26 protein-coding genes and 4 tRNA genes are annotated in these 25,527 nt (G+C 49.3%); 12 read left to right on the top strand and 18 right to left on the bottom strand.

The window, feature by feature from the left end:
* Positions 1-190 precede the first annotated feature (190 nt).
* Positions 191-958: a TSUP family transporter gene (locus tag Q4A84_RS07770; protein ID WP_303088358.1), complete on the bottom strand. Its 768-nt coding sequence runs from the start codon at positions 956-958 to the stop codon at positions 191-193.
* A gap of 22 nt (positions 959-980) precedes the next feature.
* Entirely contained in the window at positions 981-1,571 is a 591-nt protein-coding gene (locus tag Q4A84_RS07765) for a CNP1-like family protein (protein ID WP_303088357.1), read from the bottom strand.
* Between the two features lie 103 nt (positions 1,572-1,674).
* On the opposite strand from Q4A84_RS07765, the gene Q4A84_RS07760 reads away from it, so the two are divergent.
* The 5 genes from Q4A84_RS07760 (at position 1,675) to Q4A84_RS07740 (ending at position 5,461) form a co-directional block, all read left to right on the top strand.
* Positions 1,675-1,902, top strand: a complete 228-nt coding sequence (locus Q4A84_RS07760) for a sulfurtransferase TusA family protein (RefSeq protein ID WP_303088356.1) — start codon at positions 1,675-1,677, stop codon at positions 1,900-1,902.
* 66 nt (positions 1,903-1,968) lie between these two features.
* A complete protein-coding gene (gene pyrC / locus Q4A84_RS07755) occupies positions 1,969-3,009 on the top strand; it encodes a dihydroorotase (RefSeq protein WP_303088355.1) in 1,041 nt (346 codons plus the stop codon).
* A gap of 156 nt (positions 3,010-3,165) precedes the next feature.
* Positions 3,166-3,993 carry an amino acid ABC transporter substrate-binding protein gene (locus Q4A84_RS07750; protein ID WP_303088354.1) on the top strand — a complete coding sequence of 276 codons (828 nt, stop codon included), beginning with the start codon at positions 3,166-3,168 and terminating at the stop codon, positions 3,991-3,993.
* Positions 3,983-4,699, top strand: a complete 717-nt coding sequence (locus tag Q4A84_RS07745; RefSeq protein ID WP_303088353.1) for an amino acid ABC transporter permease — start codon at positions 3,983-3,985, stop codon at positions 4,697-4,699. Before Q4A84_RS07750 ends, Q4A84_RS07745 begins: the two co-directional genes overlap by 11 nt.
* A gap of 9 nt (positions 4,700-4,708) precedes the next feature.
* A complete protein-coding gene (locus Q4A84_RS07740) occupies positions 4,709-5,461 on the top strand; it encodes an amino acid ABC transporter ATP-binding protein (RefSeq protein ID WP_303088352.1) in 753 nt (250 codons plus the stop codon).
* Positions 5,462-5,618: 157 nt separating this feature from the next.
* Here the strand turns inward: Q4A84_RS07740 and Q4A84_RS07735 are convergent, their stop codons facing one another.
* From Q4A84_RS07735 to dapE, 3 genes are read right to left on the bottom strand one after another with little or no spacing between them, the layout of a single operon-like run.
* Positions 5,619-6,509: a formate dehydrogenase accessory protein FdhE gene (locus tag Q4A84_RS07735; RefSeq protein WP_303088351.1), complete on the bottom strand. Its 891-nt coding sequence runs from the start codon at positions 6,507-6,509 to the stop codon at positions 5,619-5,621.
* A 19-nt stretch (positions 6,510-6,528) separates the two neighbouring features.
* The gene (gene fdhD / locus Q4A84_RS07730) at positions 6,529-7,335 is read right to left on the bottom strand and encodes a formate dehydrogenase accessory sulfurtransferase FdhD (RefSeq protein WP_303088350.1); all 807 of its coding nucleotides are present in this window, start codon (positions 7,333-7,335) and stop codon (positions 6,529-6,531) included.
* A 36-nt stretch (positions 7,336-7,371) separates the two neighbouring features.
* Positions 7,372-8,505, bottom strand: a complete 1,134-nt coding sequence (gene dapE / locus Q4A84_RS07725; RefSeq protein WP_303088349.1) for a succinyl-diaminopimelate desuccinylase — start codon at positions 8,503-8,505, stop codon at positions 7,372-7,374.
* Between the two features lie 258 nt (positions 8,506-8,763).
* On the opposite strand from dapE, the gene cysE reads away from it, so the two are divergent.
* The 6 genes from cysE to Q4A84_RS07695 all read left to right on the top strand — a co-directional run bounded on the left by cysE (position 8,764) and on the right by Q4A84_RS07695 (position 12,171).
* Positions 8,764-9,558 carry a serine O-acetyltransferase gene (cysE, locus tag Q4A84_RS07720; RefSeq protein WP_303088348.1) on the top strand — a complete coding sequence of 265 codons (795 nt, stop codon included), beginning with the start codon at positions 8,764-8,766 and terminating at the stop codon, positions 9,556-9,558.
* A gap of 174 nt (positions 9,559-9,732) precedes the next feature.
* The gene (locus Q4A84_RS07715) at positions 9,733-11,721 is read left to right on the top strand and encodes a monovalent cation:proton antiporter family protein (protein ID WP_303088364.1); all 1,989 of its coding nucleotides are present in this window, start codon (positions 9,733-9,735) and stop codon (positions 11,719-11,721) included.
* Between the two features lie 67 nt (positions 11,722-11,788).
* Positions 11,789-11,864 (top strand) — tRNA-Val (locus Q4A84_RS07710).
* Positions 11,865-11,876: 12 nt separating this feature from the next.
* Positions 11,877-11,953, top strand: a tRNA-Asp gene (locus tag Q4A84_RS07705).
* 53 nt (positions 11,954-12,006) lie between these two features.
* A tRNA-Val gene (locus Q4A84_RS07700) sits at positions 12,007-12,082 on the top strand.
* Between the two features lie 12 nt (positions 12,083-12,094).
* Positions 12,095-12,171, top strand: a tRNA-Asp gene (locus tag Q4A84_RS07695).
* Between the two features lie 93 nt (positions 12,172-12,264).
* Here the strand turns inward: Q4A84_RS07695 and Q4A84_RS07690 are convergent.
* Both Q4A84_RS07690 and Q4A84_RS07685 read right to left on the bottom strand, forming a co-directional pair.
* Positions 12,265-12,621 (bottom strand): hypothetical protein, encoded by a 357-nt coding sequence (locus Q4A84_RS07690; protein WP_303088347.1) that lies wholly within the window; start codon positions 12,619-12,621, stop codon positions 12,265-12,267.
* A gap of 61 nt (positions 12,622-12,682) precedes the next feature.
* Entirely contained in the window at positions 12,683-13,384 is a 702-nt protein-coding gene (locus Q4A84_RS07685) for a 5'-methylthioadenosine/adenosylhomocysteine nucleosidase (RefSeq protein WP_303088346.1), read from the bottom strand.
* A gap of 367 nt (positions 13,385-13,751) precedes the next feature.
* Between Q4A84_RS07685 and Q4A84_RS07680 the strand changes: the two genes are divergently transcribed.
* Positions 13,752-14,891, top strand: a complete 1,140-nt coding sequence (locus Q4A84_RS07680; protein WP_303088345.1) for a PilT/PilU family type 4a pilus ATPase — start codon at positions 13,752-13,754, stop codon at positions 14,889-14,891.
* A 115-nt stretch (positions 14,892-15,006) separates the two neighbouring features.
* Here the strand turns inward: Q4A84_RS07680 and hfq are convergent, their stop codons facing one another.
* From hfq to Q4A84_RS07625, 11 genes are all read right to left on the bottom strand, one after another.
* Complete coding sequence (hfq, locus tag Q4A84_RS07675) at positions 15,007-15,294, bottom strand: RNA chaperone Hfq (protein WP_303088363.1); 288 nt, start codon at positions 15,292-15,294, stop codon at positions 15,007-15,009.
* A gap of 195 nt (positions 15,295-15,489) precedes the next feature.
* Positions 15,490-16,950 (bottom strand): ribosome biogenesis GTPase Der, encoded by a 1,461-nt coding sequence (gene der / locus Q4A84_RS07670; protein WP_303088344.1) that lies wholly within the window; start codon positions 16,948-16,950, stop codon positions 15,490-15,492.
* A gap of 88 nt (positions 16,951-17,038) precedes the next feature.
* Positions 17,039-17,668, bottom strand: coding sequence for a tetratricopeptide repeat protein (locus tag Q4A84_RS07665; RefSeq protein ID WP_303088343.1), 630 nt, complete (start codon positions 17,666-17,668; stop codon positions 17,039-17,041).
* A 1-nt stretch (position 17,669) separates the two neighbouring features.
* The gene (hisS, locus tag Q4A84_RS07660) at positions 17,670-18,965 is read right to left on the bottom strand and encodes a histidine--tRNA ligase (protein WP_303088342.1); all 1,296 of its coding nucleotides are present in this window, start codon (positions 18,963-18,965) and stop codon (positions 17,670-17,672) included.
* A gap of 84 nt (positions 18,966-19,049) precedes the next feature.
* Positions 19,050-20,327: a flavodoxin-dependent (E)-4-hydroxy-3-methylbut-2-enyl-diphosphate synthase gene (gene ispG, locus Q4A84_RS07655; RefSeq protein WP_303088341.1), complete on the bottom strand. Its 1,278-nt coding sequence runs from the start codon at positions 20,325-20,327 to the stop codon at positions 19,050-19,052.
* Positions 20,328-20,343: 16 nt separating this feature from the next.
* A complete protein-coding gene (locus tag Q4A84_RS07650) occupies positions 20,344-21,195 on the bottom strand; it encodes a RodZ domain-containing protein (protein WP_303088340.1) in 852 nt (283 codons plus the stop codon).
* Between the two features lie 18 nt (positions 21,196-21,213).
* Positions 21,214-21,978: a type IV pilus biogenesis/stability protein PilW gene (gene pilW, locus Q4A84_RS07645; protein WP_303088339.1), complete on the bottom strand. Its 765-nt coding sequence runs from the start codon at positions 21,976-21,978 to the stop codon at positions 21,214-21,216.
* A 17-nt stretch (positions 21,979-21,995) separates the two neighbouring features.
* On the bottom strand, positions 21,996-23,084 hold the full coding sequence (rlmN, locus tag Q4A84_RS07640) for a 23S rRNA (adenine(2503)-C(2))-methyltransferase RlmN (protein ID WP_303088338.1): 1,089 nt from the start codon (positions 23,082-23,084) through the stop codon (positions 21,996-21,998).
* A gap of 66 nt (positions 23,085-23,150) precedes the next feature.
* On the bottom strand, positions 23,151-23,576 hold the full coding sequence (ndk, locus tag Q4A84_RS07635) for a nucleoside-diphosphate kinase (protein ID WP_303088337.1): 426 nt from the start codon (positions 23,574-23,576) through the stop codon (positions 23,151-23,153).
* Between the two features lie 116 nt (positions 23,577-23,692).
* Positions 23,693-24,826, bottom strand: coding sequence for a cell division protein ZapE (gene zapE, locus Q4A84_RS07630; RefSeq protein WP_303088336.1), 1,134 nt, complete (start codon positions 24,824-24,826; stop codon positions 23,693-23,695).
* 136 nt (positions 24,827-24,962) lie between these two features.
* Positions 24,963-25,517 (bottom strand): UPF0149 family protein, encoded by a 555-nt coding sequence (locus tag Q4A84_RS07625; protein ID WP_303088335.1) that lies wholly within the window; start codon positions 25,515-25,517, stop codon positions 24,963-24,965.
* Between the last annotated feature and the right edge of the window lie 10 nt (positions 25,518-25,527).

Genomic DNA, 25,527 nt, shown 5'->3' with positions numbered 1-25,527 from the left:
TAGACTTAAATAGACAAAAAAAGAAAATAGTTATTTATGCTTGCCGCCGGCACCAAATTTAAAAAAAGCCTTTGATTTATTCAAAGGCTTTTTTATTGCTAAATGCCTGTCTGAAAAGTTTCAGACAGGCATTTAGCAATAGTCAAACTCAACATGTGGGGAAACACCAATCCTATCAACGGTCAGCACATCAAGAATGCCATAAGTCCCAACCGAATTTTCCAATCAAAACCACCAACAGCACCATAAAACCATAACGCAAAAATCGGGTGCCGCCGAGAATCGCCAAGCGTGTGCCAAGCAAACCGCCGCTCAAGTTTGCCACTGCCAAAGGCAATGCCCATGCCCAAACGATATGGCCGTTCGGTACAAAAAAAGTGAGTGCCGCGAGGTTGGTCGTAAGATTAATCACTTTGGCTGAAGCGGTAGCGGTAAGAAAATCGTAGGCAAAAAAACGTACGAACACAAAAGCCAGCAGACTGCCGGTTCCCGGCCCGAACAGGCCGTCGTAAAAGCCGATCAGCACACCGAAAAACAAACCCGCCAGCATTTCTTTCCGAGTCAGCGCCGTCGTGCGCTTGACTTGACCGAGATCTTTTTTAAAAAACGTATACACAAACATAACCGCCATGATAAGCAACATGGCGGGTTTCATATATTGAACAGGCAGATAGGCAACCAACTTGGCGCCGCCATAAGAAGATAAAAACGCCAATGCGGCGGCAGGCAGCAGCATGTTCCACGGCACGGCGATTTTGCGTACGAACTGCACCGATGCCGTAAACGTGCCGCTAAACGATGCAAATTTGTTAATCCCCAGCACTGAAACCACCGGCACAGAAGCAGGCAGCGTATTGAACAACGCCGGAATCTGCAACAGCCCGCCGCCGCCAACGGCTGCGTCCATCAAGCCGGCCAGAAAGCCGATAATCAGCAGGAACAGAAAATGGGAATCCATGGCAGGCTATGCAGAAGGCTGTTTATTTGGTCCAATGAAATTTGGAATGGGTACCCGAACGCGCTTTCAAGCGCTCGATTAATTTCTCTCGGCTGCCGGGCAATCCGTCTTCGCAGAAAGCGCGATAAAGCGTGCCGCGTACCGGATCGGCGCTGTTCAGAATGGCGCCGATGTCGCGCCATTGTGGGTTACGCGGTTGAATCCAGCGATGGTTAACCGTATCACCATAACCGTAAATTTTATAAGACGACTTTTTCTTGGTATTGAAGGTTGCTTCGGCACAATACAAACCTTCGGCCGTCAGATTGTCGTAACCGCTGGCAGACTGAACGTTCAGGGTATAACGCACAGTGCCGTCGGGCGCCAACACAATACTATTCAGATCAATCTTCGGCTTCTGGGTAAAATCGGGCGATACATACAAGTCAAACCACTGAGCGTTATTATCGGGCAACGGCGGCAATTCCGTTTCCGCCTCTTTAAAGCGCTCGTCGGCATCTTGCGGGTTGCGCTCAATATAGCGCGTATTCACTTGGCTGTCTTTTTCACTTCGGGGCACGGCAAAAGCGGCAACGGGCGCGGCTAATGCCAGCAACAGAACAAAACGGTACATAGTTTTCCTTGCAGGAACAAACAGGGAAACGCATTGTAGCATTCTTAAACCACACAACGAAACAAGCTATAATATCAGCTTGTCTGATAAAGGAACACTTAACATGACCGAACAAACCTTGGACGTCACCGGCCTGAGATGCCCTTTGCCAATTTTAAAAGCCAAAAAAGCCCTGGCCGAGCTCGCAACAGGCGATCTCCTGACCGTACTGGCTACCGATTCGGGTGCGCCCGACGATTTCGCCGCATTCTGCCGCCAAACCGGCCATGCGCTTCTTGCTTCAGAAACATTGGAAAACGGCATATTCAAACTCGTCGTAAAACACAAATAATTGTTCAGACAGGCATCAATGCCTGTCTGAAAAGCCGAAATCGAACCCAATCCGAAAAGGAATCCCATGCAAACCCTTACCATTATCCAGCCCGACGATTTCCATCTGCATGTACGCGACGGCGCCGCGCTTCAATCCGTTGTGCCTTATACCGCGCGGCAGATGGGGCGCGCGCTGATTATGCCCAACCTCAAACCGCCAATTACCGGCGTATCACAAGCATTGGTTTATAAACAACAGATTATAGACGCCATTCCCGACGGCTTGCCGTTCCAGCCGCTGATGTCGCTGTATTTAACCGACAACACCACGCCCGAAACCGTTCGAGAAGCCAAAGCCGCCGGCATTGTCGCATTCAAACTCTATCCGGCCGGCGCCACCACCAACTCTGATTCCGGCGTAACCGATTTGTTCAAACTCTTGCCGGTGCTCGAAACCATGGCGGAAGAAGGCGTTCTGTTTTTGGTTCACGGCGAAGTAACCGACCCTAAAATCGACATTTTCGACCGAGAAGCCGTGTTTATCGAACGCGTGATGAAACCGGTATTAGAGAAAGTGCCCGGTTTGAAAGTGGTCTTCGAACACATTACCACCGCCGATGCCGCCGAACTGGTCTGCCAAGCAGACGACCGCGTTGCCGCAACCGTTACCCCGCAACATTTACTGCTCAACCGCAACGACCTGCTGGTCGGCGGCGTCCGCCCCCATCATTACTGCCTGCCCGTTTTGAAACGCGAAACCCACCGCGCCGCACTGGTTGCCGCCATTACCGGCCCGTACGCGCATAAATTTTTCCTCGGCACCGATTCCGCGCCCCATCCCCAGCACGCCAAAGAAAACGCCTGCGGCTGCGCAGGCATGTTCAGCGCCATCAACGCCATCGAATTTTATGCCGAAGTATTCGACAAGGCCGGTGCGCTCGACAAACTGGAAGCCTTCTCTTCCCGCAACGGCGCCCGCTTTTACGGCCTGCCCGAAAATCCGCGCACCATCACATTAATCAAAGAACGCAGCCCCGTTCCCGCCAGCGTGCCGTTTGGCGACGCCGAACTTGTGCCCATGCGAGCGGGCGGCGAAGTCGGTTGGCGGGTCGAATATTCTTACTAAAACACCTGCCGTTTGTTTAAAATAAGTTAATGCCTGTCTGAAAAACAAAAACACGTTTCAGTCAGGCATTAGAATGCAAGCCCTTTTTATAGCGTAGCGCTTCAGGTAAAATAAACTTTTACACACCACCGCGTCTTACTTAACCGGAGAACCATCATGTTGAAAAAATTTGCATTGGCCGCCACTGCGGCCTTAGCCTTAGCCGCCTGCGGCAAAAATAGCACCGACACCCTCGCCGCATCGGGCACGGCTGCCGTCAGCCAAGATGCCTCATTAATCGACCGCATCAATCAAAAAGGCACCATTACCATCGGCACCGAAGGTACTTACGCGCCGTTTACCTACCATGACGAAAGCGGCAAATTAACCGGCTACGATGTGGAAGTAACCCGCGCCGTAGCCGAAAAACTGGGCGTAAAAGTCGATTTCAAAGAAACCCAGTGGGATGCGATGCTGGCCGGATTGGATGCCAAACGCTTCGACATCGTGGCCAACCAAGTCAGCCTGACCACACCCGAGCGCCAAGCCAAATACGACAAATCGGAACCTTACAGCTGGAGCGGCCCCGCTGCCCTGGCACGCAAAGACGACAACCGCCTCAAATCATGGGCCGACCTGAAAGGCCTGGATGCTGCTCAGTCGCTTACCAGCAATTACCGTGAAATGGCCGAAAAATACGGTGCAAAAATCACCGGCGTAGACGGCATGGCACAAGCCATCGAATTGGTTAAGCAAAAACGCGTCGACTTAACTCTAAACGACAATCTCGCCATTCTCGATTATCTGAAAAAACACAGCGACAGCGGTTTGGAAATCAAACTGGTGGCGGATAAAAGCGAACTGTTGGGTTCCGGCTTGATTTTCCGCAAAGGCGAAGATGCAGCGGTAGCCAAAGTGAACGAAGCGATGACCGAATTGAAAAAAGACGGCACCTTGAAAAAGCTAAGCGAACAATTTTTCGGTGAAGACATCAGTGTTCAATAATCTTCTGGCGGCTCTGCCGTTTATGAACGAAGCTAAGGCCCAAATCGTCATTGACGCGTTTTGGCCTTTATTGAAAGCGGCTTTGGTATATACCATTCCGCTTTCCATCGCTTCATTTATCATCGGCCTGCTGATTGCCTTAGCCGTGGCCTTAATCAGAGTGATACCGCGTGAAGGCGTATTCCACAAGCTGGTTTACGGCATCGTCCGCTTTTATGTATCGGTTATCCGCGGCACGCCGTTGATGCTGCAATTATTCATCATTTTCTACGGCTTGCCGGAAATCGGCATGAAGCTTGATCCTGTGCCTACCGCAATCATCGCCTTTTCTTTAAACATCGGCGCTTATGCCTCAGAAACCGTGCGCTCGGCCATTCTTTCGATTCCGAAAGGCCAATGGGAAGCCGGCTTTACCATCGGCATGACCTACATGCAAACGTTTCGCCGCGTTATTTTGCCGCAAGCGCTGCGCGTAGCCGTGCCGCCTTTATCCAACACCTTCGTAGGTTTGGTTAAAGAAACTTCGCTGGCATCTTTGGTGTTAATTTCTGAATTGATGAAAGTCTCGCAGATTATTGTGGCGCGCAATTATGAATTTATCCTGATTTACACTGAAGCCGGTTTGATTTACTGGGTAGTTTGCACCGTTTTAACTTACATGCAAAGCAAAATGGAAAAACGACTTGACCGATACGTGGCGAAATAAGGAGGCGGAATGATAGAAATCAGAAACATCCGTAAAACCTTCGGCAACAACCCCATTCTGCACGGCATCGATTTAAACATCGAAAAGGGCCGCGTAGTAGTCATTCTAGGGCCTTCCGGTTCAGGGAAAACCACCTTCCTGCGCTGTCTTAACGCTTTGGAAATGCCGGAAGCGGGTACGATAAAATTCGACGGTAACACGCCATTGAGCGTCGATTTTTCCAGTAAACCCGATAAGAAAACCATTTTAGCTTTGCGTCGCAAATCGGGCATGGTATTTCAGCAATACAATCTGTTTCCACATAAAACTGCCTTGGAAAACGTGATGGAAGGGCCGGTCGCCGTACAAGGCAAACCGCTATCCGAAGCGCGTACGGAAGCAGTGCAATTATTGGAAAAAGTCGGTTTGGGCGATAAAACCGATCTCTACCCTTTCCAACTCTCCGGTGGCCAGCAACAGCGCGTCGGCATCGCCCGCGCCCTTGCCATCCGACCCGACCTGATGTTGTTTGACGAACCAACCTCTGCGCTGGATCCCGAGCTGGTTCAGGAAGTATTGAATACCATAAAAACCTTGGCAAACGAAGGCTGGACAATGGTTGTAGTTACTCATGAAATCAAATTTGCGATGGAAGTGGCCGATTTGGTGGTGGTAATGGACGGCGGCGTTATTGTAGAGCAAGGTGCACCTTCAGATTTATTCCATCGCCCGCAACATGAACGCACGCGCCGTTTTCTGCAACAGATTCAGGCGCAAGTATAAAAATGACGGGCTTGAAGCTGGGCATTTTGAAATACAAGCCTACGCTAAATCACGTATCTAATATACAAGCCCCATCTAAACCTTAAAAAGCCTGTCTGAACATTCAGACAGGCTTTTTGCTTCACTGCGCAATGGCAAAGCAATGACCCTTTTCTTCTTATAAAAAAGGATTGCCGCCGCCGCGCCGGTAACCGTTTTCGCCCACCAGAATATCCAAGGTCAGCGAAGCCAAATCATCGGCAATCGGGTCGGCGTATTGTTGCTTGGTTAGCATAACCATTTTGCGATAGGCATGGCACTTATCGCAACTTTCGGCTCGCGCACCATTCAATACACCGCTTTGTGCCTCAATTTCTTGCAAGCTGATGCCCGATTGATCGCCGCAGAAAGTACATTTGGCGCGCAAGGCATGCCAACGGCTGTTGCACATCGGGCAATGCAAATAACGCAGATTGTGCAAATCGCTTTTTTGCAAAACGACGCTGGCAACCGCATCAGTGCCGCAACACGGGCAAATGCTGCGCTCTTCCCGCGGCGGTACATCGTCTTCAGTCAACCCCTGCGCCCAAGCCGTCCAGATAACCTGCAAAGCGGCGTGTATCCATATTTTATAAGGCGCATCATCATCCTGTGCTTCATCTTTCAACACTCGAGCTGCCAAGGCTTCCGCCTGTTGTTGCGGCAGCGCGGCCAAGCCTTGCAAAGCCGATTCAACTTCAGCACTTATTTGACCCGCCACTTCCTGCAAAATTTTGTGCAGCACGGTATAAAAATCCGGCGGCACCTCGCCTTCCGAAGCTTCGGGCAGCAAAGTATTCGCATACGGCCGGCTTGGCATCCTAATGCCGCCAACATCCAATATCTTTTGCTGCGCCGCCGTTAAAACAGCCAGCAAAGAAAGATAATGCCGCCATTCACTATTATCTTCTGCGGCAAGCTCCTGAAAGCGCACGCTACGCTCTTGAAATACATTGGCTTCAGGTGGCAAAAAAAAGGGAATATGAAAAAAATTGCGTTCGATTTTATGGGTAGTCGGGTTCGTTTCCATTGGGATGTGCTTTATGTTTTTAGTCTTGGTTTATTTGTGTTCGGATGTAATGCTCATGGGTGTAAACCGTTTGCCTGTCTGGTCGGGCGAAGCCTATCAAGGTTAAATTGGCTTTTTCGGCCAAATCTATCGCCAAGGCGGTCGGTGCGGAAACGGCAACCAAACAACCGATGCCGCAAGCGGCGGTTTTCGCCACCATTTCATAGCTGGCGCGGCTGGATACGATAACAAAACCTTCGCTCAGGTCATATTGACTTTTCATCAAATGGCCGATGAGCTTGTCTAACGCATTATGCCGCCCAACATCTTCAAACAGGCACACAATCCGACCGTTTTCCACCCAAGCCGCGCTGTGCGTGGCACCGGTCAACCCGCGCAAAGGCTGTCGGTCATCAAGCTGGCCGAGAGCTTGCTCGATATGCGATGCCTCAATGACAGAGCCACGGCCGACGACCCGAATGTCCGGCATCGCCGCCGCCAAACTGTCGATGCCGCATAAGCCGCACCCCGTGCGGCCGCTCATATTGCGGCGGCGCGTTTTCAAGGCGGTAAAACGTGCCGCGGCGATTTCCATGTGCACGGAGAAGCCGTTACAGCTTTCTTGTATCTCAATACCGTAAAGCTGGGCAGGTGTTTGCAAAATGCCTTCGCTTAAGCTGAAGCCCAAAGCCAGCTCGGGCAAATCCTGCGGTGTTGCCATCAATACAACATGGGAAATGCCGTTGTATACCAGCGCCACCATTGCTTCTTCGGCAATATGGTCTTCCGTTTCCGTAAGCCGGCCCTGCTGCAGGCGCAAAATGCGGTTTGTGCGTTCGGCAATCATCAATCGGCCTTTTCAGACAGGCATTTTTTAATCAAGTTATTGTTGTAGAAGCAATCCGGTCAGAATATGCTCGTATATGCCGGATAACTTGGGAATATCGGCCAACAGCACGTTTTCATCAATCTGGTGGATGCTTTCGTTTAAGGGCCCCAGTTCGATTAATTCGTCGGCAATCGCTTTGATAAAGCGGCCGTCGGAGGTGCCGCCGCTGGTAGAGAGCTCGGCGTGCACACCGCAAACTTCCGAAACTGCGCGCTGTGCAACTTCCGTTAATCTGCCGGCAGCGGTCAAAAAAGGCTGGCCGGAACACGCCCACTCCAACTCGTAATCAACCCCGTGTTTATCCAGAATCGCGTGCACGCCGCGTTTCAGGCTTTCTTCGGTCGATTCGGTGGAAAAACGGAAATTAAACCGGATTTCCAACGATCCCGGAATCACATTGGTTGCACCTGTGCCGCCGTGGATATTGGAAATCTGAAAACCGGTGGGTGGAAAATATTCGTTGCCGTCGTCCCATTTGTGTGCGGTCAGCTCCGCTAGCGCAGGCGCCACGGCATGCACCGGATTCAGCGCGAGATGTGGATAAGCTATATGCCCTTGTTTGCCTTTGACCGTCAACTTACCCGAAAGCGAACCGCGTCGGCCGTTTTTCAGCGTATCGCCCAAGGTTGCCGTGGCGGTCGGTTCTCCGACAATGCAATAATCGATGCGTTCGTTACGCCCGGCCAATACTTCAACCACTTTTACCGTACCGTCATGCGCGTCGCCCTCTTCATCGGAAGTAATCAACAAAGCGATGCTGCCCGTATGCTCTGGGTGCGCGGCCACAAATCGTTCACTCGCCGTAACAAAAGCGGCAATGCTGGTTTTCATGTCGGCGGCTCCGCGACCGTATAAACGCCCTTCACGCTCGGTCGGCTCAAACGGCGGCGAAGTCCATTTTTCCGGCGGGCCCGGCGGTACCACATCGGTATGCCCGGCAAAACACACGACTGGCGCCGTATTGCCGCGACGCGCCCAGAAATTTTTCGTATCATTAAAATGTAGCGGTTCGACAGTAAATCCCATCGCCTGCAAACGCTCAATCAAAATGGCCTGGCAATTTTTATCATCAGGCGTAACCGAAGGTTCGGCAATCAGCGCTTTGGCTAGTTGTAAAGTGGCAGCCATGAAGGATTCCAATGATTAAAATCAAGAGCAGAATTGTATCAGCTTTGTTTCAGACAGGCATTACAGACTGCATCAATAAATGGCCAACGATACTTTCAAACCTCATCACGCCACACCATATCATCAACTCAAATATTTATCTCACTTTCACCATTTTGACTTGATGCCCTATTTGAAACGAAACATCACAAAACTTGTCAAAAAAACTCATTCCGTTACAATCGACCTACCCACACCAATGAAAAGGCCTGTCTGAAAATGGAAAACAAACCTTTCGACCTCTGGCAAACCATTCGTAACGAAACCGCTGTTGCGGCAGCGGCGGAGCCGATGCTGGCCAGTTTCCTCCACCTGACCGTACTTCGCCACAGCAGTCTCGACCGCGTTTTGGCGTTTCATCTTTCCAGCAAACTTTCCAGCACCACGATGGATTCGCGCGCCCTGTTTGAAATTTACGTTCGCGCCCTGGAAAGCGATCCGTCGATTTCTCAAGCCATGCAGGCCGACATCGCCGCTTATTACGACCGCGATCCGGCCTGCGACCAATACTGCCTGCCGCTACTCTATTTCAAAGGCTTCCACGCCATTCAAGCCCACCGCATCAACCATTGGCTGTGGGAAAACGACCGCAAAACGCTGGCTTATTTTCTGCAAAACCGCTCGTCTGAAGTATTCGGCGTCGACATCCATCCTGCCGCCCGTTTCGGACAAGGCATTATGATAGACCACGGCACCGGCGTCGTGGTTGGCGAAACCGCTGTGTTGGGCGACGATATTTCCATCCTGCACGGCGTAACACTCGGCGGCTCCGGCAAAGAAAGCGGCGACCGCCACCCGAAAATCGGCAGCGGCGTGATGATAGGCGCCAATGCCTCCATATTGGGCAACATCTCCATCGGAGAATGCGCCAAAATCGGTGCAGGCAGCGTCGTGGTAAACCATGTCGAACCGCACACCACCGTGGTGGGCGTACCGGCCAAATCCGTCGGCAAAGCTCAAAATGTGCCCGCTGCCGATATGGATCAGAATATCGCTTTCTTCTATTCAATTTAAGCTGAATGCCTGTCTGAAACAACCGCTTATCGTCGAATTGCCTAACAAGCATACCAATTTTTGCGACCCAAGCCTGCTTGCCTTATAATCAATGCCTGTCTGAAAAAACGTTTCAGGCAGGCATTACGCTATTCACGAAAAATTACCTCATATTCGCAAACCCATCGGAAAACTATTGTGCATATTTCGCTTGCCCCTGCCGTTATCATCTTGCTGGCCGCCGTTATCTCGGTTATCGTCTGCCGCCGTTTCAACATCCCTTCTATGCTCGGTTATCTACTGGTCGGCTTTATTGCAGGCCCCGGCGTGCTCCATCTGATACCGCAAGGCAGTGCCACCGATTATCTGGGCGAAATCGGCATCGTTTTCCTGATGTTCAGCATCGGGCTCGAATTCTCGCTGGCCAAACTCAAAGCCATGCGCCGCCTCGTATTTGGTTTGGGCGGCTTGCAAATCGGCCTGACCATCACATCGGTACTCGGCATCATTCTGTTCGCCACCGAAGGTAACAGCTTTACCGCCTCGCTGGCCGTTGCCGGCGCATTGGTGATGTCGTCTACAGCCATCGTCAGCCGCATCCTTGCCGAAAAAACCGAATTGGGCCAACCGCACGGTCAAATGGCCATGGGCGTTTTGCTGATGCAAGATATCGCCGTCGTTCCTTTGATGATTCTTCTGCCTGCATTGGCCGGCGACGGCAACAGCAATCTCTGGCTGGCGCTCAGCTTGGCAGCGCTCAAAATGGTGGTTACCTTAGGCCTTCTGTTCTTCATCGGCAGCCGCCTGATGACGCCTTGGTTCCGTTTGGTCGCACAAGGTAAATCTTCCGAACTCTTTATGATTAACGTCTTGCTGGTTACCTTGGGCGTCGCCTTCCTTACCGAGCTGGTAGGCCTCTCGCTGGCTTTAGGTGCTTTCGTTGCCGGCATGCTGCTTTCCGAAACCGAATACCGCTTCCAAGTGGAAGACGATATCCGCCCATTCCGCGACATCCTGCTCGGCTTCTTCTTCATTACCGTTGGTATGAAACTCGACCTGCAAGCCTTGGTCGACAACAGCCAGCTTATTCTCATACTCTTGGCCATTCTGATACCGCTCAAAGCGCTTATCATCTTCATCATTGCATGGCGCATGAAGCACACCGCCGCCGACAGCCTCAAAGCCGCCCTCTACCTTGCCCAAGGCGGCGAATTCGGCTTCGTGATTCTGGCCGTCAGCAGCAAGCTAAGCCTAGTTTCGACCAATCTCGAGCAAGCCGCCACGGCCGCCGTTCTCATTTCTATGGTTATCGCGCCCTTTATTCTCAACGGCAGCGACAAAGTCATCAAAAAACTTATCAAACCGAGTTGGGACATGCAGGCAGTCGATTTGCAAAACATGCTGATTGACACCATGAGCAAATCCGAACACATCCTGATTATCGGCTTTGGTCGCGGCGGTCAAAATATCGGCCGCATCCTTGCCGAAGAAAACATCCCTTACTACGCCTTAGACTTAGACGTCGAGCGGGTAAAAGTGGCTCGTGGCATGGGCGAACCCGTTGCATTTGGCGATGCCAAACGCAAAGAAATCCTCGAAGCAGGCGGTTTAAATCGCGCCCAAGCCGTGATTATCACCCTGCACGACATGCATGAAAGCGAACACATTCTCGACAGCATCATGCATCTGCACCCGAGCATGCCCGTCTACATACGCGCCTCCGAAGACGATTACATTTCCAAATTCACCGATTTGGGCGCGGAAGAAGTCATCTCCGACACCAAAGAAGCCAGCCTCGCACTCGCCTCGTTTGCCATGGTCAACAGCGGGCTTTCTTACCAACGCGTTTATCAAATCATCAGTAACGTACGCCGCAGCCGCTATCAACTTCTGGAAGGTTTAATCAGCGGCAGCGACGGAGACGAAGACTTCTTCCACGAAAGCAACGGCATCAACCGCTATGCCTTCGCATTACCGCCTGAAGCCTATGCAGTCGGCAAAAACATCGGCGCCTTACCCTTGGCCTCAACAGGCGTCAAACTGGCTGCCGTACGCCGAAAAACCAGTCAAATACGCGATTATTCGCCGGATTTCGTTTTAGAGCCGAACGACATCCTGATTATCCTTGGGAAAAAAGACAAAATAATTTCTTTTGAAAACTGGTCGTTACAAGGAAGTGAATAATTTCGACCACAAAGCGCTTGCGCAGATTGTCGGAATTTGATTTAATCACGTTTTCGCAGTAACGCACGGGTGATTAGCTCAGTTGGTAGAGCGTCTGCCTTACAAGCAGAATGTCGGCGGTTCGACTCCGTCATCACCCACCAAGTTTCTTGCGCGGAGTGGTAGTTCAGTTGGTCAGAATACCGGCCTGTCACGCCGGGGGTCGCGGGTTCGAGCCCCGTCCACTCCGCCAATCCATTAAAATTAAAAAGCGTTTTCACAGCGCTTTTTAATTATTTATCACTAGGGTGATTAGCTCAGTTGGTAGAGCGTCTGCCTTACAAGCAGAATGTCGGCGGTTCGACTCCGTCATCACCCACCAAGTTTCTTGCGCGGAGTGGTAGTTCAGTTGGTCAGAATACCGGCCTGTCACGCCGGGGGTCGCGGGTTCGAGCCCCGTCCACTCCGCCAATCCATATAAAAAAGCTGATGAACAATTCATCAGCTTTTTTATTATCAAAGCCATATTAAACATTCAGACAAGCACCATGCCTGTCTGAAAAATCACCACCAACCGAATACCATAGCCAATATAACCGTATAGCCAAACATAAACCTCACAGCCACACTGGGCACGCCTTGATGAAAAATCCGGCAAAAATTGTACAAACAATGCCCTACCCCATACCAACATACTGCATTCATGAGCAAAAAACGCCCGTAACTGTCGATATAAGCGGAAGAAACCATCGAAAACGGCCACGCCGTAATATAACTGAACGGTGCGGCCAAACGATTGTCACTAAGATAAAACACAATGCCATTACCGAAAAAATAAACCGCAGCAAACCACACTCCTATCCAGGCCGGCTTTAACCAAGGTCGAATCATAACCGTCTCACGTAACAAAACCGCTGCCATGCAACGGTTCATATATTTTTTACAATGCCTGTCTGAAAACTGATTTTAGCGTATTGAAATGCTATAAACTCACAATAATCGAATTAACCATTTTTGCAGAATTCACCGCTGCCGTTTCCAGAAACTCTTCAAAACTCATGCTGGCTTTTTCATCAGCCAAATCGGATACGGCTCTGACAATCACAAAAGGCACATCAAATTGCTCACACGTTTGTGCAATCGCCGCCGCTTCCATCTCTACTACCTGCACGCCGAAAAAATTCTTGCGAATCTGTGCCACCTGCTCGGGCGTATGGACAAACTGATCGCCACTAACAATCAAACCCTTATGAATACGGGCACCAGTAAAGGCTCTCGCCGCCTTACCCGCCGCCTTAACCAAATCAGCATGGCTCTCAAACGCCGGCCGTAATTTAGGCACTTGGCCGATTTTATATCCGAATGCCGTCGCATCCACATCATGGTGCGCAATCAAAGTTCCCACTACAACATCACCAACTTGCAACGCTTCTCCCAAACCGCCTGCACTGCCAGTATTAATCACGCAATCCGGTTTGAAACGATCAATAGCCAAAGTTGTTGCAATTGCCGCATTGACTTTACCAATACCGCTAAGCGAAAGGATAACCTCTTTATTGAAAAGCCTGCCGCAAAAAAAAGTGAAATGGCCGATTTTTTCTTCTTTAGGATGGTGCATCAAGTTTTTTAAAAGCTCGATTTCTTGCTCCATCGCTCCGATAATTGCTATTGTGTTCGCTTTCATGCCGACCATCCTGATCCCCCGTGTCTTTTACCCAACAAATACAACTCCCTCTTTGTCGCAATCGAATCCGAACTTATTCGGCCAACACAAGTCAAATCAAAAGAAAATGTTTCCAAACAGGCACAGCCGAAATCGCGGCGCCGAACACTGACATTTTTTTGAATACCCATTACGGTCATTTGATGTAAAACCTTTAAAAACAGTAGAACTTAAATCCGACGTTACATGCGGTCTGCTATAATTACACAAATTGGCTCCTGCCGCCACATCCATTTCAAAAAATGACAGGCAAGATAATATTTTTTAATAATTATCAACGCTATATCATTTTCAACCGGTCAAAGCAAAATCCCAAAGGCACAAGTTTATGGATAACACATTACACGAATCTATCGACACGAAAGACGAACTGTTTCAATGGCTGCGCCATATGGTTCAGTATAAAGCATCCGATTTATTCATTACCACCGGCTTCCCTCCTGCCGTCAAACTGGACGGGAAAATCACTCGTCTAAACGACACACCTCTAACTGCCGAGCGTTGTATAGAAATCGCCGCGTCGATAATGAACGCAAAGCAACTCGAAGAATTCACCAACACCAACGAATGTAATTTCGCCATCCAATTACCGGGAGCAGCCCGCTTCCGTGTTAATGCCATGGTACAGCGCGGAGCTACCGCCTTGGTGTTCCGTATGATTAGCAGCGAAATCCCTTCTTTCGAACAGCTGAACTTACCGCCCGTATTGCAAAAAGTCGTGATGCGCAAACGCGGATTGGTTATCTTTGTTGGCGGAACCGGTTCCGGAAAATCCACTTCGCTGGCTGCCATGATTGATTACCGCAATCAGCATGGTAACGACCATATTATTACAATCGAAGACCCCATTGAATTTGTGCATCCGCATAAAAACTGCATCATAACCCAGCGCGAAGTTGGCGTAGATACCGAAAACTGGTTTGCCGCGCTCAAAAACACTTTGCGCCAAGCCCCCGATGTGATTTTGATTGGCGAGATACGCGACAGAGAAACCATGGAATATGCCATGGCCTTTGCCGAAACCGGTCATTTGTGCATGGCTACTCTGCATGCCAACAGCTCCAACCAAGCACTCGACCGCATTATCAATTTCTTCCCGGAAGAGCGCCACAATCAATTACTGACCGACCTGTCATTAAACTTACAAGCCTTCATTTCCCAACGCCTGATTCCGCTTGAACATGGCAAAGGCCGCATTGCCGCAGTAGAAATATTGCTTAATTCACCTTTGATTACCGACTTAATCCACCGCGGAGAAATTCACGGCATCAAAGAAATTATGAAAAAATCTACTGATATCGGCATGCAAACTTTCGACCAAGCCTTATACAATCTATATGAGCAAGGTTCCATCAGCTTTCAAGAAGCTATTAAGAATGCCGACTCCGCCAACGACTTGCGCTTAGATATTCAGTTGCGCAGCCGTCGCGGTCGAAATCAGGGCGTCGATTTGGAAATCTTAAATTGATTATTAGCCGCACTACGCTTAAAAGCCTGTCTGAAAGTTTTCAGACAGGCTTTTCTTACCATTATCCGATAAAAAATCGTGTTTTTTAAACACGATTTTTTATCGGCTTCCCAATTTACTCGGCAGAAGAGGAATCCGTTGAAGCACCAGCTTGAGGCTGTGCAGCTTGCTGCTTATATTCATGCTGCAGGCTAACGGCACGGGCAGGAACAATAGTAGAAATTGCATGCTTATACACCATCTGAGTAACAGAGGTGTTTCTCAACAACACAACATATTGATCAAATGATTCAACCTGACCTTGTAATTTAATACCGTTTACCAAGTAAATGGATACCGGCACATGTTCTTTACGCAGTGCATTCAAGAAAGGATCTTGTAACATTTGTCCTTTAGCTGTCATATTTAATACTCCATTTTTATGATTTTTGATTGTAATAATTGAAACTACGCTCGGATTGTAGCCCCGAATGCCCACTTTTACCAACCTTATTTCGGTAAGAATGTGCAAACGTTGCATCGGTAGTGATTTATTTTGAAAATCAAACCACCGAATAAATTTTCTTTCCAAACAAACGATTAATCTTATATTAAAACTTTAATGACCACTTTTCAGTTTCTTAATACTCACCGGGCGTTTTTTCTTCAAACGGGATTTTTCTTCTTTCCGCCCTTCCCGTTTCTCAATCCGATTGCTTAATTGCACGCGACGCAATGATTTGTTTTTCGGCTTTTCGTCAGCATTTTCATAAGGATTATCCGACACATTATATTGGATGCGTAACGGCGTTCCCCGCAAATGAAATGCCTTTCTGAAGGTTTGAGTCAAATAACGCGTATAAGCCTCTGGTATGTGCTGCAACGCATTGCCGTGTATCACAATTACCGGCGGGTTTACCCCGCCTTGGTGGGCATAACGCATCTTCGGTCGAACCAAACCGGCTCGCGGCGGAGCTTGGCGTTCGACCGCGCTTTGCAATACACGGGTAATTTTCGGCGTCGGCATTTTAACCATGGCGGCATCATAAGCAGCTTGAATACTAGCAAACAAACCGTCTATGCCCCGCTCTTTCAAGGCTGAAATATAATGGAATTGCGCGAAATCCAGAAAATACAGCTTACGGGCGATATCCCGTTTGACCTGTGCTTTGCGCTCCTCGTCAATATCGTCCCATTTATTCACAGCAACAACCAATGCCCTGCCTGCCTCTAAAGCAAAGCCGGCAATCGTCGCATCCTGATCGGCGATATCCTGCTGCGCATCCAGCACCAACACGGCAACATTGGAGGCCTCCACTGCTTGCATGGCTTTGATAACGGAAAATTTTTCCACAGCCTCTTCCACTTTGCCGCGCCGCCTTACGCCGGCAGTATCAATGATGGTAAACGGTTTGCCTTCACGTTCGAAATCAATATGTATACTATCCCGCGTGGTTCCTGCCATATCAAAGGCAATCACACGTTCTTCGCCCAGAATGGCATTTACCAAAGTAGATTTGCCCACATTCGGCCTGCCGATAACGGAAAAAACAGGATGCTTGGCAGTTTCCGATGCTTCTTCTGCTTCGGGGAATTGCGCCAACACGTCTTCAACCAAATCATACACACCGTCGCCATGCGCGCCTGAAACCACATAAGGCTCGCCTAAAGCCAATTCGTAAAATTCCGCAGCCAATACATTTCGGTTGGCGCCTTCACCTTTGTTTACCGCTAAAAAAACAGGCCTTGGGCTTTGTCGCAATCGGTCGGCGATGATTTTGTCTTGCGGAGTCAAGCCGGTACGGCCGTCCACCAAAAAAATCACCGCATCCGCTTCATCTATCGCCTGCAAGGTATGCCTGGCCATTTCATGCAGAATGCCGCTGTCAACCACCGGTTCGAAACCGCCGGTATCGATAACCAGATAAGGCTTGCTGCCCACTTTACCGTGGCCGTAATGGCGGTCTCGGGTAAGACCCGGCAAATCGGCAACTAACGCATCTTTGGTGCGCGTCAAACGATTGAACAAAGTGGATTTGCCGACGTTGGGCCGGCCGACTAATGCTATGGTGGATTTCATGTTTTTGCAGCCGTTATTTCATATTAGATTAAGGAGCCCTGAAAGCGGTTGTTTTTCAGACAGGCATTATTCAGAAAAGCAAAGAAACCTATTTCAACTGGTCGATTTTCAACTGGAGCAATTCGTTGGAAGCCGCTTCTTTCGGTAATTTACCAAGCGCTTCTTCATAAGAAGCGAGCGCTTCCTTATTCTTGCCCTGTGCCGCCAACACATCGCCTTTAGTTTCCAGCAACACAGGTTGGAAAGCCTCGTCGACTGGGGTGTTTAAAGTGGCTAGAGCCTCATCGAACTTTTTCTGCTGCAATTGCACAATGGCCAGTCGCTGCACTGCCAATGCCTGTACGAAAGGCGCTTTCTGATTTTTCAAAACCCAACTCAAATGTTTGGCCGCAGCATCATAATTGCCTTTATCAAATTCGGATGCTGCAGCCATAAAAGTGGCTTGGGCCGTAGCAATGGTTGACGGATAGTGTTGTTGCAGATTCAGCAAATCAGCATTCAACACTTTAGGATCTTTACTGCTTTCGGCTTTCACCACCATTTGGGATAGGATTTCCGCCGCTTCCTCGTTTTTTCCTGCCTGATGGTTTTGATACAGCACCCACCCCAGATAGCCCAAACTGCTGGCAACCAACAAAGCAAAAATCCAGCGGCCCCAGCCTTTCCAGAAATGTTTGAAATTATCCAATTCCTGCTGTTCTTCAAGGTGTGCTGCCATATTATGCATTCTTCCATTGTTGTAATGTTGTCAATAATTGGTCGGCGCTCAGAGTTTGCTGTCCTAACCCGCCCTGCATGTCTTTCAAGGTTACCGTATCCGTTTCCAGCTCGCTTTGCGCCACAATCAATGCAAAACGCGCCTGACTGGCATCGGCTTTTTTCATTTGAGCTTTCAGGCTTTGGTTACCGGCATGTTGCAATACGTCGAACCCATTACGGCGCAGTAAATTAGCATATTGCATTGCCTTCAATGCCGCGCCCTCTCCTTGATGCATAGCGTACACATCCGGCGCAGACTGGGCTTTCAGACAGCCGTATTCGTGCACCAGCAGCAACAAGCGCTCTACGCCTAATGCAAAACCGATGGAAGGCGCATGCTTACCGCCCAACTCCTCAATCAACCCGTCATAACGACCGCCGCCGCAAACAGTTGCCTGAGCACCGAGTTTGTCGGTAGTCCATTCAAAAACAGTTTGATTGTAATAATCCAAACCGCGAACCAGGCGCGGATTTTCGACATAGGCGATGCCTAGGCCGTCTAGCATGGTTTTCAAACCATTGTAGTGCGCCGAAGATGCTTCGCCCAAATAGTCTGTCAGACGCGGCGCGGCATTACAAATTTCCTGTAAGTCGGGATTTTTGCTGTCTAATACGCGCAAAGGATTGGTGTGCAAACGGCGCTTACTGTCTTCATCCAGTTGCGCTTCATAACGGCTTAAATAATCCACCAAGGCCTTACGATGCACTGAGCGTTCTTCACGGTTGCCCAGATTATTCAATTCCAACGTCAGATATGGGCTGATGCCCAGTTCATTCCATAAATCGGCACACATGGCAATGATTTCGGCATCAATATCAGGCCCTTCCAAACCCAGCGCTTCCACGCCTACTTGATGAAACTGGCGGTAGCGCCCTTTTTGCGGCCGCTCGCGGCGAAACATCGGCCCCATGTACCAAAGCTTCTGCGGGCCGTTATACAAAAGGTTATGCTCAACCACTGCACGCAAACAAGATGCCGTGCCTTCCGGACGCAGGCTCAGGCTAAGCGAATCATTGGAATCGGCAAACGTATACATTTCTTTGCCGACCACATCGGTTTCTTCGCCAATGGAACGGACAAACAAACCCGTTTGCTCCACCACGGGTGTGCGTATCTGGTTATACCCGAAGCGCTTGGCCCAGCGGCTGACCGTTTCTTCAAATGACTGCCAGAAAGCAGCGGTAAGTTTAAAATCTTTCTGCTCTACCGGCAGCAGATCGTTCATACCTTTTACAGCTTGGATTTTGTTGCCCATTTTAATTTCTTTGCTTACTAATCAAACAATGCCTGTCTGAAAAAACAGCGACAGAATTTTTCAGACAGGCTGGTATCACGCAAACTATTTAGCAGCCTGAATCGGAATCACACGGCTGGTCATGCCGCGCTTTTTACCGTTTTCACCGTAATTGGCTTCCACATACTCTTTCACAATCGCCAAGAATTCAATCGCCATATTGTCGCCCTTCAAGGTCACTTTTCGCTCGCCGTCAACATAAACCGGAGCAATCGGCGTTTCACCCGTACCCGGCAGACTGATGCCGATATCGGCCAACTTGCTCTCGCCGGGGCCGTTAACCACACAACCCATCACGGCCACGTTCAGATTTTCCACTCCGGGATATTGAAAGCGCCAAACGATCATCTGCTCGCGCAAATAACGCTGGATGTCTTGTGCCAATTCCTGAAATACCGTACTGGTCGTACGCCCGCAACCGGGGCATGCGGTAACCATAGGGGTAAAAGAACGCAGCCCCATAGTTTGCAAAATTTCCTGCCCTACCACCACTTCTTGCGTACGCGAACTACCGGGCTCCGGCGTTAAAGAAATACGGATGGTATCGCCGATGCCTTCTTGCAACAATACGGAAAGGGCTGCAGTCGAAGCAACGATGCCTTTGCTTCCCATACCCGCTTCAGTTAATCCCAGATGCAGCGGATATTGGCAACGGCTGCCCAAATCCCGATAAACCTGAATCAAATCCTGCACCGAACTCACTTTACAAGAAAGGATGATTTTATTTTCAGACAGGCCTAGGCCCTCTGCTTTCTGTGCCGATTCGAGAGCCGATACAATCAACGCTTCCTTCATCACTTCATCAGGCGTTTTGGGTATCTCGGCGGCCAGATTCGCATCCATCATGCGCTTGGCCAAACTCTGATCCAACGAGCCCCAGTTCACGCCGATACGCACCGCTTTATCATATTCCGCGGCCGTGCGAATCATATAAGCGAATTTTTCATCGCCTTTAGCGCCTTTGCCAACATTACCCGGGTTAATCCGGTATTTCGACAACGCTTTGGCACAATCAGGAAATTCAGCCAGCAAACGCTCGCCGTTGAAATGGAAATCGCCGATCAGCGGAGTATTACAGCCCATGTCGTCTAGGCGCTGTCTTATCTCGCCCACTTTGGAAGCCGCTTCAGGGCTATTGACCGTTATCCGAACCATTTCCGATCCTGCATCGGAAAGCTCTTTTACCTGCAAGGCAGTCGCTTCCGCATCGGCGGTATCCGTGTTGGTCATAGATTGCACGATAATCGGGGCATCGGAACCCACGGTCAGATGGTCAATCTTTACTTGATGCGTTTTGCGGCGTTTAATGGTTTGTTGGCTCATTTTTATAAACCTGTTTTTATTGTCCTGCTTTGAATGCAGCAGTTGTGCGGCCAATCAGATACGGCGCCCAGTTGATTTCCTTACCGCCGAAATTGACGATACTGCCGTGTGCCACACCGATGCGGACATCATACGGCGCATTGCCTTTAAACCGATGCTCGCTACCGGCAGATACAATCTGATTAATCAGTTCAGCCCCTGTTTTATCTTTTACCAGCAATTTAGTACGGTAACGGGTTTTGATATACAACTCGTCCGGAGCCACAACCAACGGCGCCTCTGCATCAGGGCTGGAAGCGGCAGATGCAGCAGCGGTAACCGGCGTGGCCGACGCTGCCGATGCGGCACGATTATCTTCCAGCGGCACCACCGCAACATTCTTCTGCTTCAATTCTGTCGCTTTATCCAGCGCTTGTTCCGCAGACGATTGAGATTGAATGGTATCCTCGGCCTGTTGGTTGGCAGATTTGTTTTGCCAGATATAAACGCCGCCTACAGCCACCGCCGCTGCAAACACGCCGATGACCCAACCAGGAAAACTTTTTTTCTCTTCCAGATAGGCATAATTTTTCTTGTTGTGTGTCGCTTTATAATCACTAAAAATATTTTTTTCGGAAACCGGCGCGGCTTTATCCAGCAACAACATGAACGGGCCTTCTTCCGCCTGTACCAAACGGCCGTAAGAACGGAGAAATCCGCGCACGAACACCATATCGGGCAATAAATGATAATTGCCGGCTTCCAAGGCAGCTACCTTGTCGGTCGGCAGCTTCAAACGGTCGGCAACATCAGTCAGACTCATGCCTTTTTGCTCACGCAAGGTCGCCAGCATTTTTCCCAGTTCTTTAGCGTCCGGGTTAATATTCATAGTTCATCTCTCTCGGTTTTATTGTATTTTTCCGCCGGTAATCGATTCCAGCTCATCTGAATACGGGTAGAGGGAACGCAGTTGCGCTTCATACTCATAAGCCGCCTGCCCGTTACCCATTGCTTTGGATAATTTCCAACCCAATAGTAAGTCGTCGGCCGACAATATTTCCACTCTGCTTTGATATTGACGGAAGTATCTATCTGCTTCGTTCAATTCACCGGCCATCAATTTGGTTCGCGCCAACTCTTTAACTGCAGGCACAAAATCCGGCGAAGTAGCGATTGCCCGCTCCAAATAAGCTTGTGCCAAAGAATATTGACCCATTTTAGCGCTGCATATGCCTTTGTTCAGATAGGCAATAAACGGTGTGGGGTAAGTCGGATCAGCCAGAGCTTTGTCAAAATGCGGCAGCGAAGCATTTGGCTCGTTCTTCATACTGCACAAAAACCAACCGTAGTTATTATTAATTTCAGCACTATCCGGTTTAATCGCCAAAGCCTTCAAAAAGCTTTCCTGAGCTTGATCGGGCACTTTCAAAAACTGGTAAATCTGAGCGCGGATTAACCAAGCCGTCTGATTTTTACTATCTGCCTTCAAAGCATCCTCGATGCTGACGATTGCTTGGCGATAGTCTTTAGCACGCATGTATTCAACAGCCAATTGGGTTTTGATTTGCGATACCTCAACCGCGCGCTCTTTTGCGCTTGGTTGCTTTAGCTTGCTGCTATTACAGGCACTCAACATAACGGCCAATAACACGGGAACCCATATTTTCTTCATTACCTTCACCTCGATTTTTACTGTTGCACCAACAGTTGCTGCCATTTTTGCTGACGGCGGGTTTTGTCTTTGACCTGACCTGCCAATTGACCGCAAGCCGCATCAATATCATCACCGCGCGTTTTACGTACGGTGACGACAAAGCCTGCTTCCTGCAAGATTTCTCTGAATGTGCGGATGGCATCATGCTTCGAACGTTCATAACCCGAGTTCGGAAACGGGTTGAACGGAATCAAATTAAATTTACAAGGCACATCTTTAACCAATGCCACCAATTCCCGCGCATGCTGAGGTTTGTCGTTAATGCCATCCAACATCACATATTCAAATGTAATAAAATCACGCGGAGCCTTGACCAAATAACGTTGGCAGGCAGCCATCAATTCTTTTAACGGATATTTTTTATTCAAAGGCACGATTTCATCCCGTACCGCATCATTTGAAGCATGCAAAGAAACTGCCAGAGCCACCGGCATTTCTTCTTTCAACCGATCCATCTGAGGTACCATGCCTGAAGTGGATACAGTAACGCGACGGCGCGATAAGCCATATCCGTGATCATCCAGCATAATCGCCAGTGCCGTTACCACATGGTTAAAATTGGCCAAAGGTTCGCCCATGCCCATCATCACCACGTTGGAAATCACACGCTCATTTCGCGGTGTAACGCCCAACGCTTTATTCGCCCACCACAATTGGCCGATAATTTCTGCCACGTTCAGATTGCGGTTGAAGCCTTGCCGGCCGGTCGAGCAAAAAGTGCACTCCAGCGCACAGCCCACTTGAGATGAAATGCACAAAGTACCCCGTTCGGTTTCAGGAATGAATACGGTTTCCACGCCATTGCCTGTTCCCACATCCAGCAACCACTTACGCGTACCGTCTTTCGACTCTTGCGCAGCCATCAGTGCCGGCACGCCGACGGTGGCTTTTTCCTGAAGTTTGGTACGCAAAGATTTAGCCAGATCAGTCATCTCGCTAAAATCAGATGCTCCTGCTTGGTGCATCCAGCGCATAACTTGCTTGGCACGAAAAGGCTTTTCGCCCATTTCGGCAAAATGCTGGGTCAAACCGTTTAAATCGTAATCTAATAGATTGGTTTTCATATATGTTTAAAAACCTTTAGGCTGCCGGAAAAATCAGGCAGCCTCTGGCATGTGCACACGATAAGCTTAGCGCGTGCAAATTTCGCTTTGGCTGAAAAAATAAGCAATTTCGATTGCTGCGTTTTCAAGGCTGTCTGAACCGTGTACCGCGTTTTCGCCTACAGAAGCGGCAAAATCGGCGCGGATGGTACCGGGCGCAGCTTCTGCCGGGTTAGTGGCGCCCATAATCTCACGGTTTTTGGCTACGGCATTTTCGCCTTCCAAAACCTGCAACATCACCGGGCCGCTGGTCATAAAAGCAACCAATTCTTGGAAAAACGGGCGCTCTTTGTGAATGGCATAAAAATCTTCAGCTTCTTTTTGAGTCAAATGCTTCATTTTTGCGGCAACGATACGTAAACCGTTTTCTTCAAAACGGTTGTAAATCGCACCGATGGTATTTTTGCCTACGGCGTCGGGTTTGACGATGGAAAAAGTACGTTGAATGGCCATAGTTGCTCCTTTAATTTATTGATATAAAACCGCTTGGCTTGGAAAAGCAAAGTTGTGTATTGTACAAGATTGACAGGGTGTCTGTGGTAAATTTTGCAAAATGTTTGCCTGCCCGCTCAGATCAAAGTCAGATGAGGCAATGCCAGATATTCTTCCGACTGCATTTCTACCATGCGGCTTACCGTGCGCACGAACTCATTGGCGAAATCACCTTCGGTATAAATTTCTTCTGCCGGAACCTGACTCGTGGCACACAGTTTCACTCTATAGTCGTAAAAAACGTCAATCAGCCAAGTTAATCGACGGGCTTCCGATCGTTTGTCTGGCGTCAGCTTTTCTATGCCGGAGATAAAGACCATTTGATAATGTTCGGCCAGATAAAGATAATCCGCCTGTGAACGCGGGCCGAAACACAAAGTTTGAAAATCAAACCAGATCACCCGTTCAGTGCGACCTTTGCAAACCAAATCCCGACCGTGAATCTTAATGTTGATGTCCAAAGGCTTCTGAGCGGCGGTAACCTGGCTAAACAAGGCGGCCAATTTTGCTTCATTCTGCTCGTTGGCCGGAATGTAAAAAACTTCCGCCGGGCTTAGTGTGCGCAAACGGTAATCTTCTCCGCCGTCTACATTTAAAATGGTTAGTTTGTCTTCCAGCAATGCGATGGTTGGCAGAAAGCTGCTGCGGTTTTGCCCTTGCGGATAAAGTTCCGACGGTGCGTAGTTAGAAGTTGCCACCAACACGACGCCTTCATTAAACAGGTTTTCCAGCAACCGCCCCAGAATCATGGCATCGGCAATATCGCTGACATGGAATTCGTCGAAACACAAAACGCGCGTCTCTTTGGCAATTTCGGCCGCAACCGCTTTTAAGGGATTGGTTTCGCTTTTCAGACCGCGCAGACGCTGGTGAATTTCCGCCATAAACGCATGGAAATGAACGCGACGTTTGCGGCGATAAGGCAGGCATCCGTAAAACGCATCCATCAGAAAGCTTTTGCCTCTGCCGACGCCGCCGTAAAAATACAGGCCTTTCGGCAGTTGCGGCGAACGCAGGCTGCGCCCCAGAAAACGGTTTCGCTTGCGCTTGAACATCATCAGTTCGGTCCACAAACGATCAAGGTATTCGATGGCCTTTTTCTGAGCTCCGTCTTGGATAAAGCCCGGCTGATTCGATGCAGCCTGATACCAGGTCAAAGGGCTGTGGTTGGCATAATCAGGGGCGGTAAAACGTTCGGTTTGGGCGTTCATAAAACGGGCAACATTCTTGGTAATGCTGCCATTATAGAGGATTTAGTCTTAAGTTAGAAACCAGCCTTTTACGATAACTGCTTCTGAATGCCTGTCTGAAAAGCATTCAGCGTTTTTCAGACAGGCATTCAAAGGTTTAACCGCGTTTGTGCCAATAATTATAAATTTCACGCAAAGCGTACGGCAACTCGCCTTCAAGCTGCGTCATGTCTTCATCGGTCAGGTTGAGCACGGCCTGCCCGTCCTGATAATCGTCGTACATGCCGGCCAGCGCCATGACCGGGTAAAACAAATCTTCAAAATCATCGTCTGCCGCTTTTTCAAACCAATCGGTTTTCACGACATCCAAAGCATAGAGATAGGCATTGCACCAAGTATAGAAATCGCTTTTGCCATATTCGTCGTCATAAAGCAGCAAAACCGGCAGTTCGCCCGCATCCAATCGTTTTTTCAAATCGAATGCCAGCCGCAATACCAACATCTGAATTTCTTCAATTTCGTTTCGGCTGAACTGTTCTTCTTCGCCCAATACTTCGGGCAGCCAGATATGCGGTTCGGTTTTATCAGGCCCGCTCAGCAAAGCGAGCATAAACGCTTGAGTCTCGTCCAACCGCATGGTGCGGCCGGTTTCTGATTTTGGGTCGAGCAATGAGGACAAAAACTTTTTGGCCTGCGAATCAAAAGGCAGCATGTTTTTCCTT

Origin of the sequence: Neisseria sp., from assembly GCF_030527965.1 — a bacterium.
Taxonomy (GTDB): domain Bacteria; phylum Pseudomonadota; class Gammaproteobacteria; order Burkholderiales; family Neisseriaceae; genus Neisseria.
This window is presented reverse-complemented; position numbering and strand designations above follow the sequence as displayed.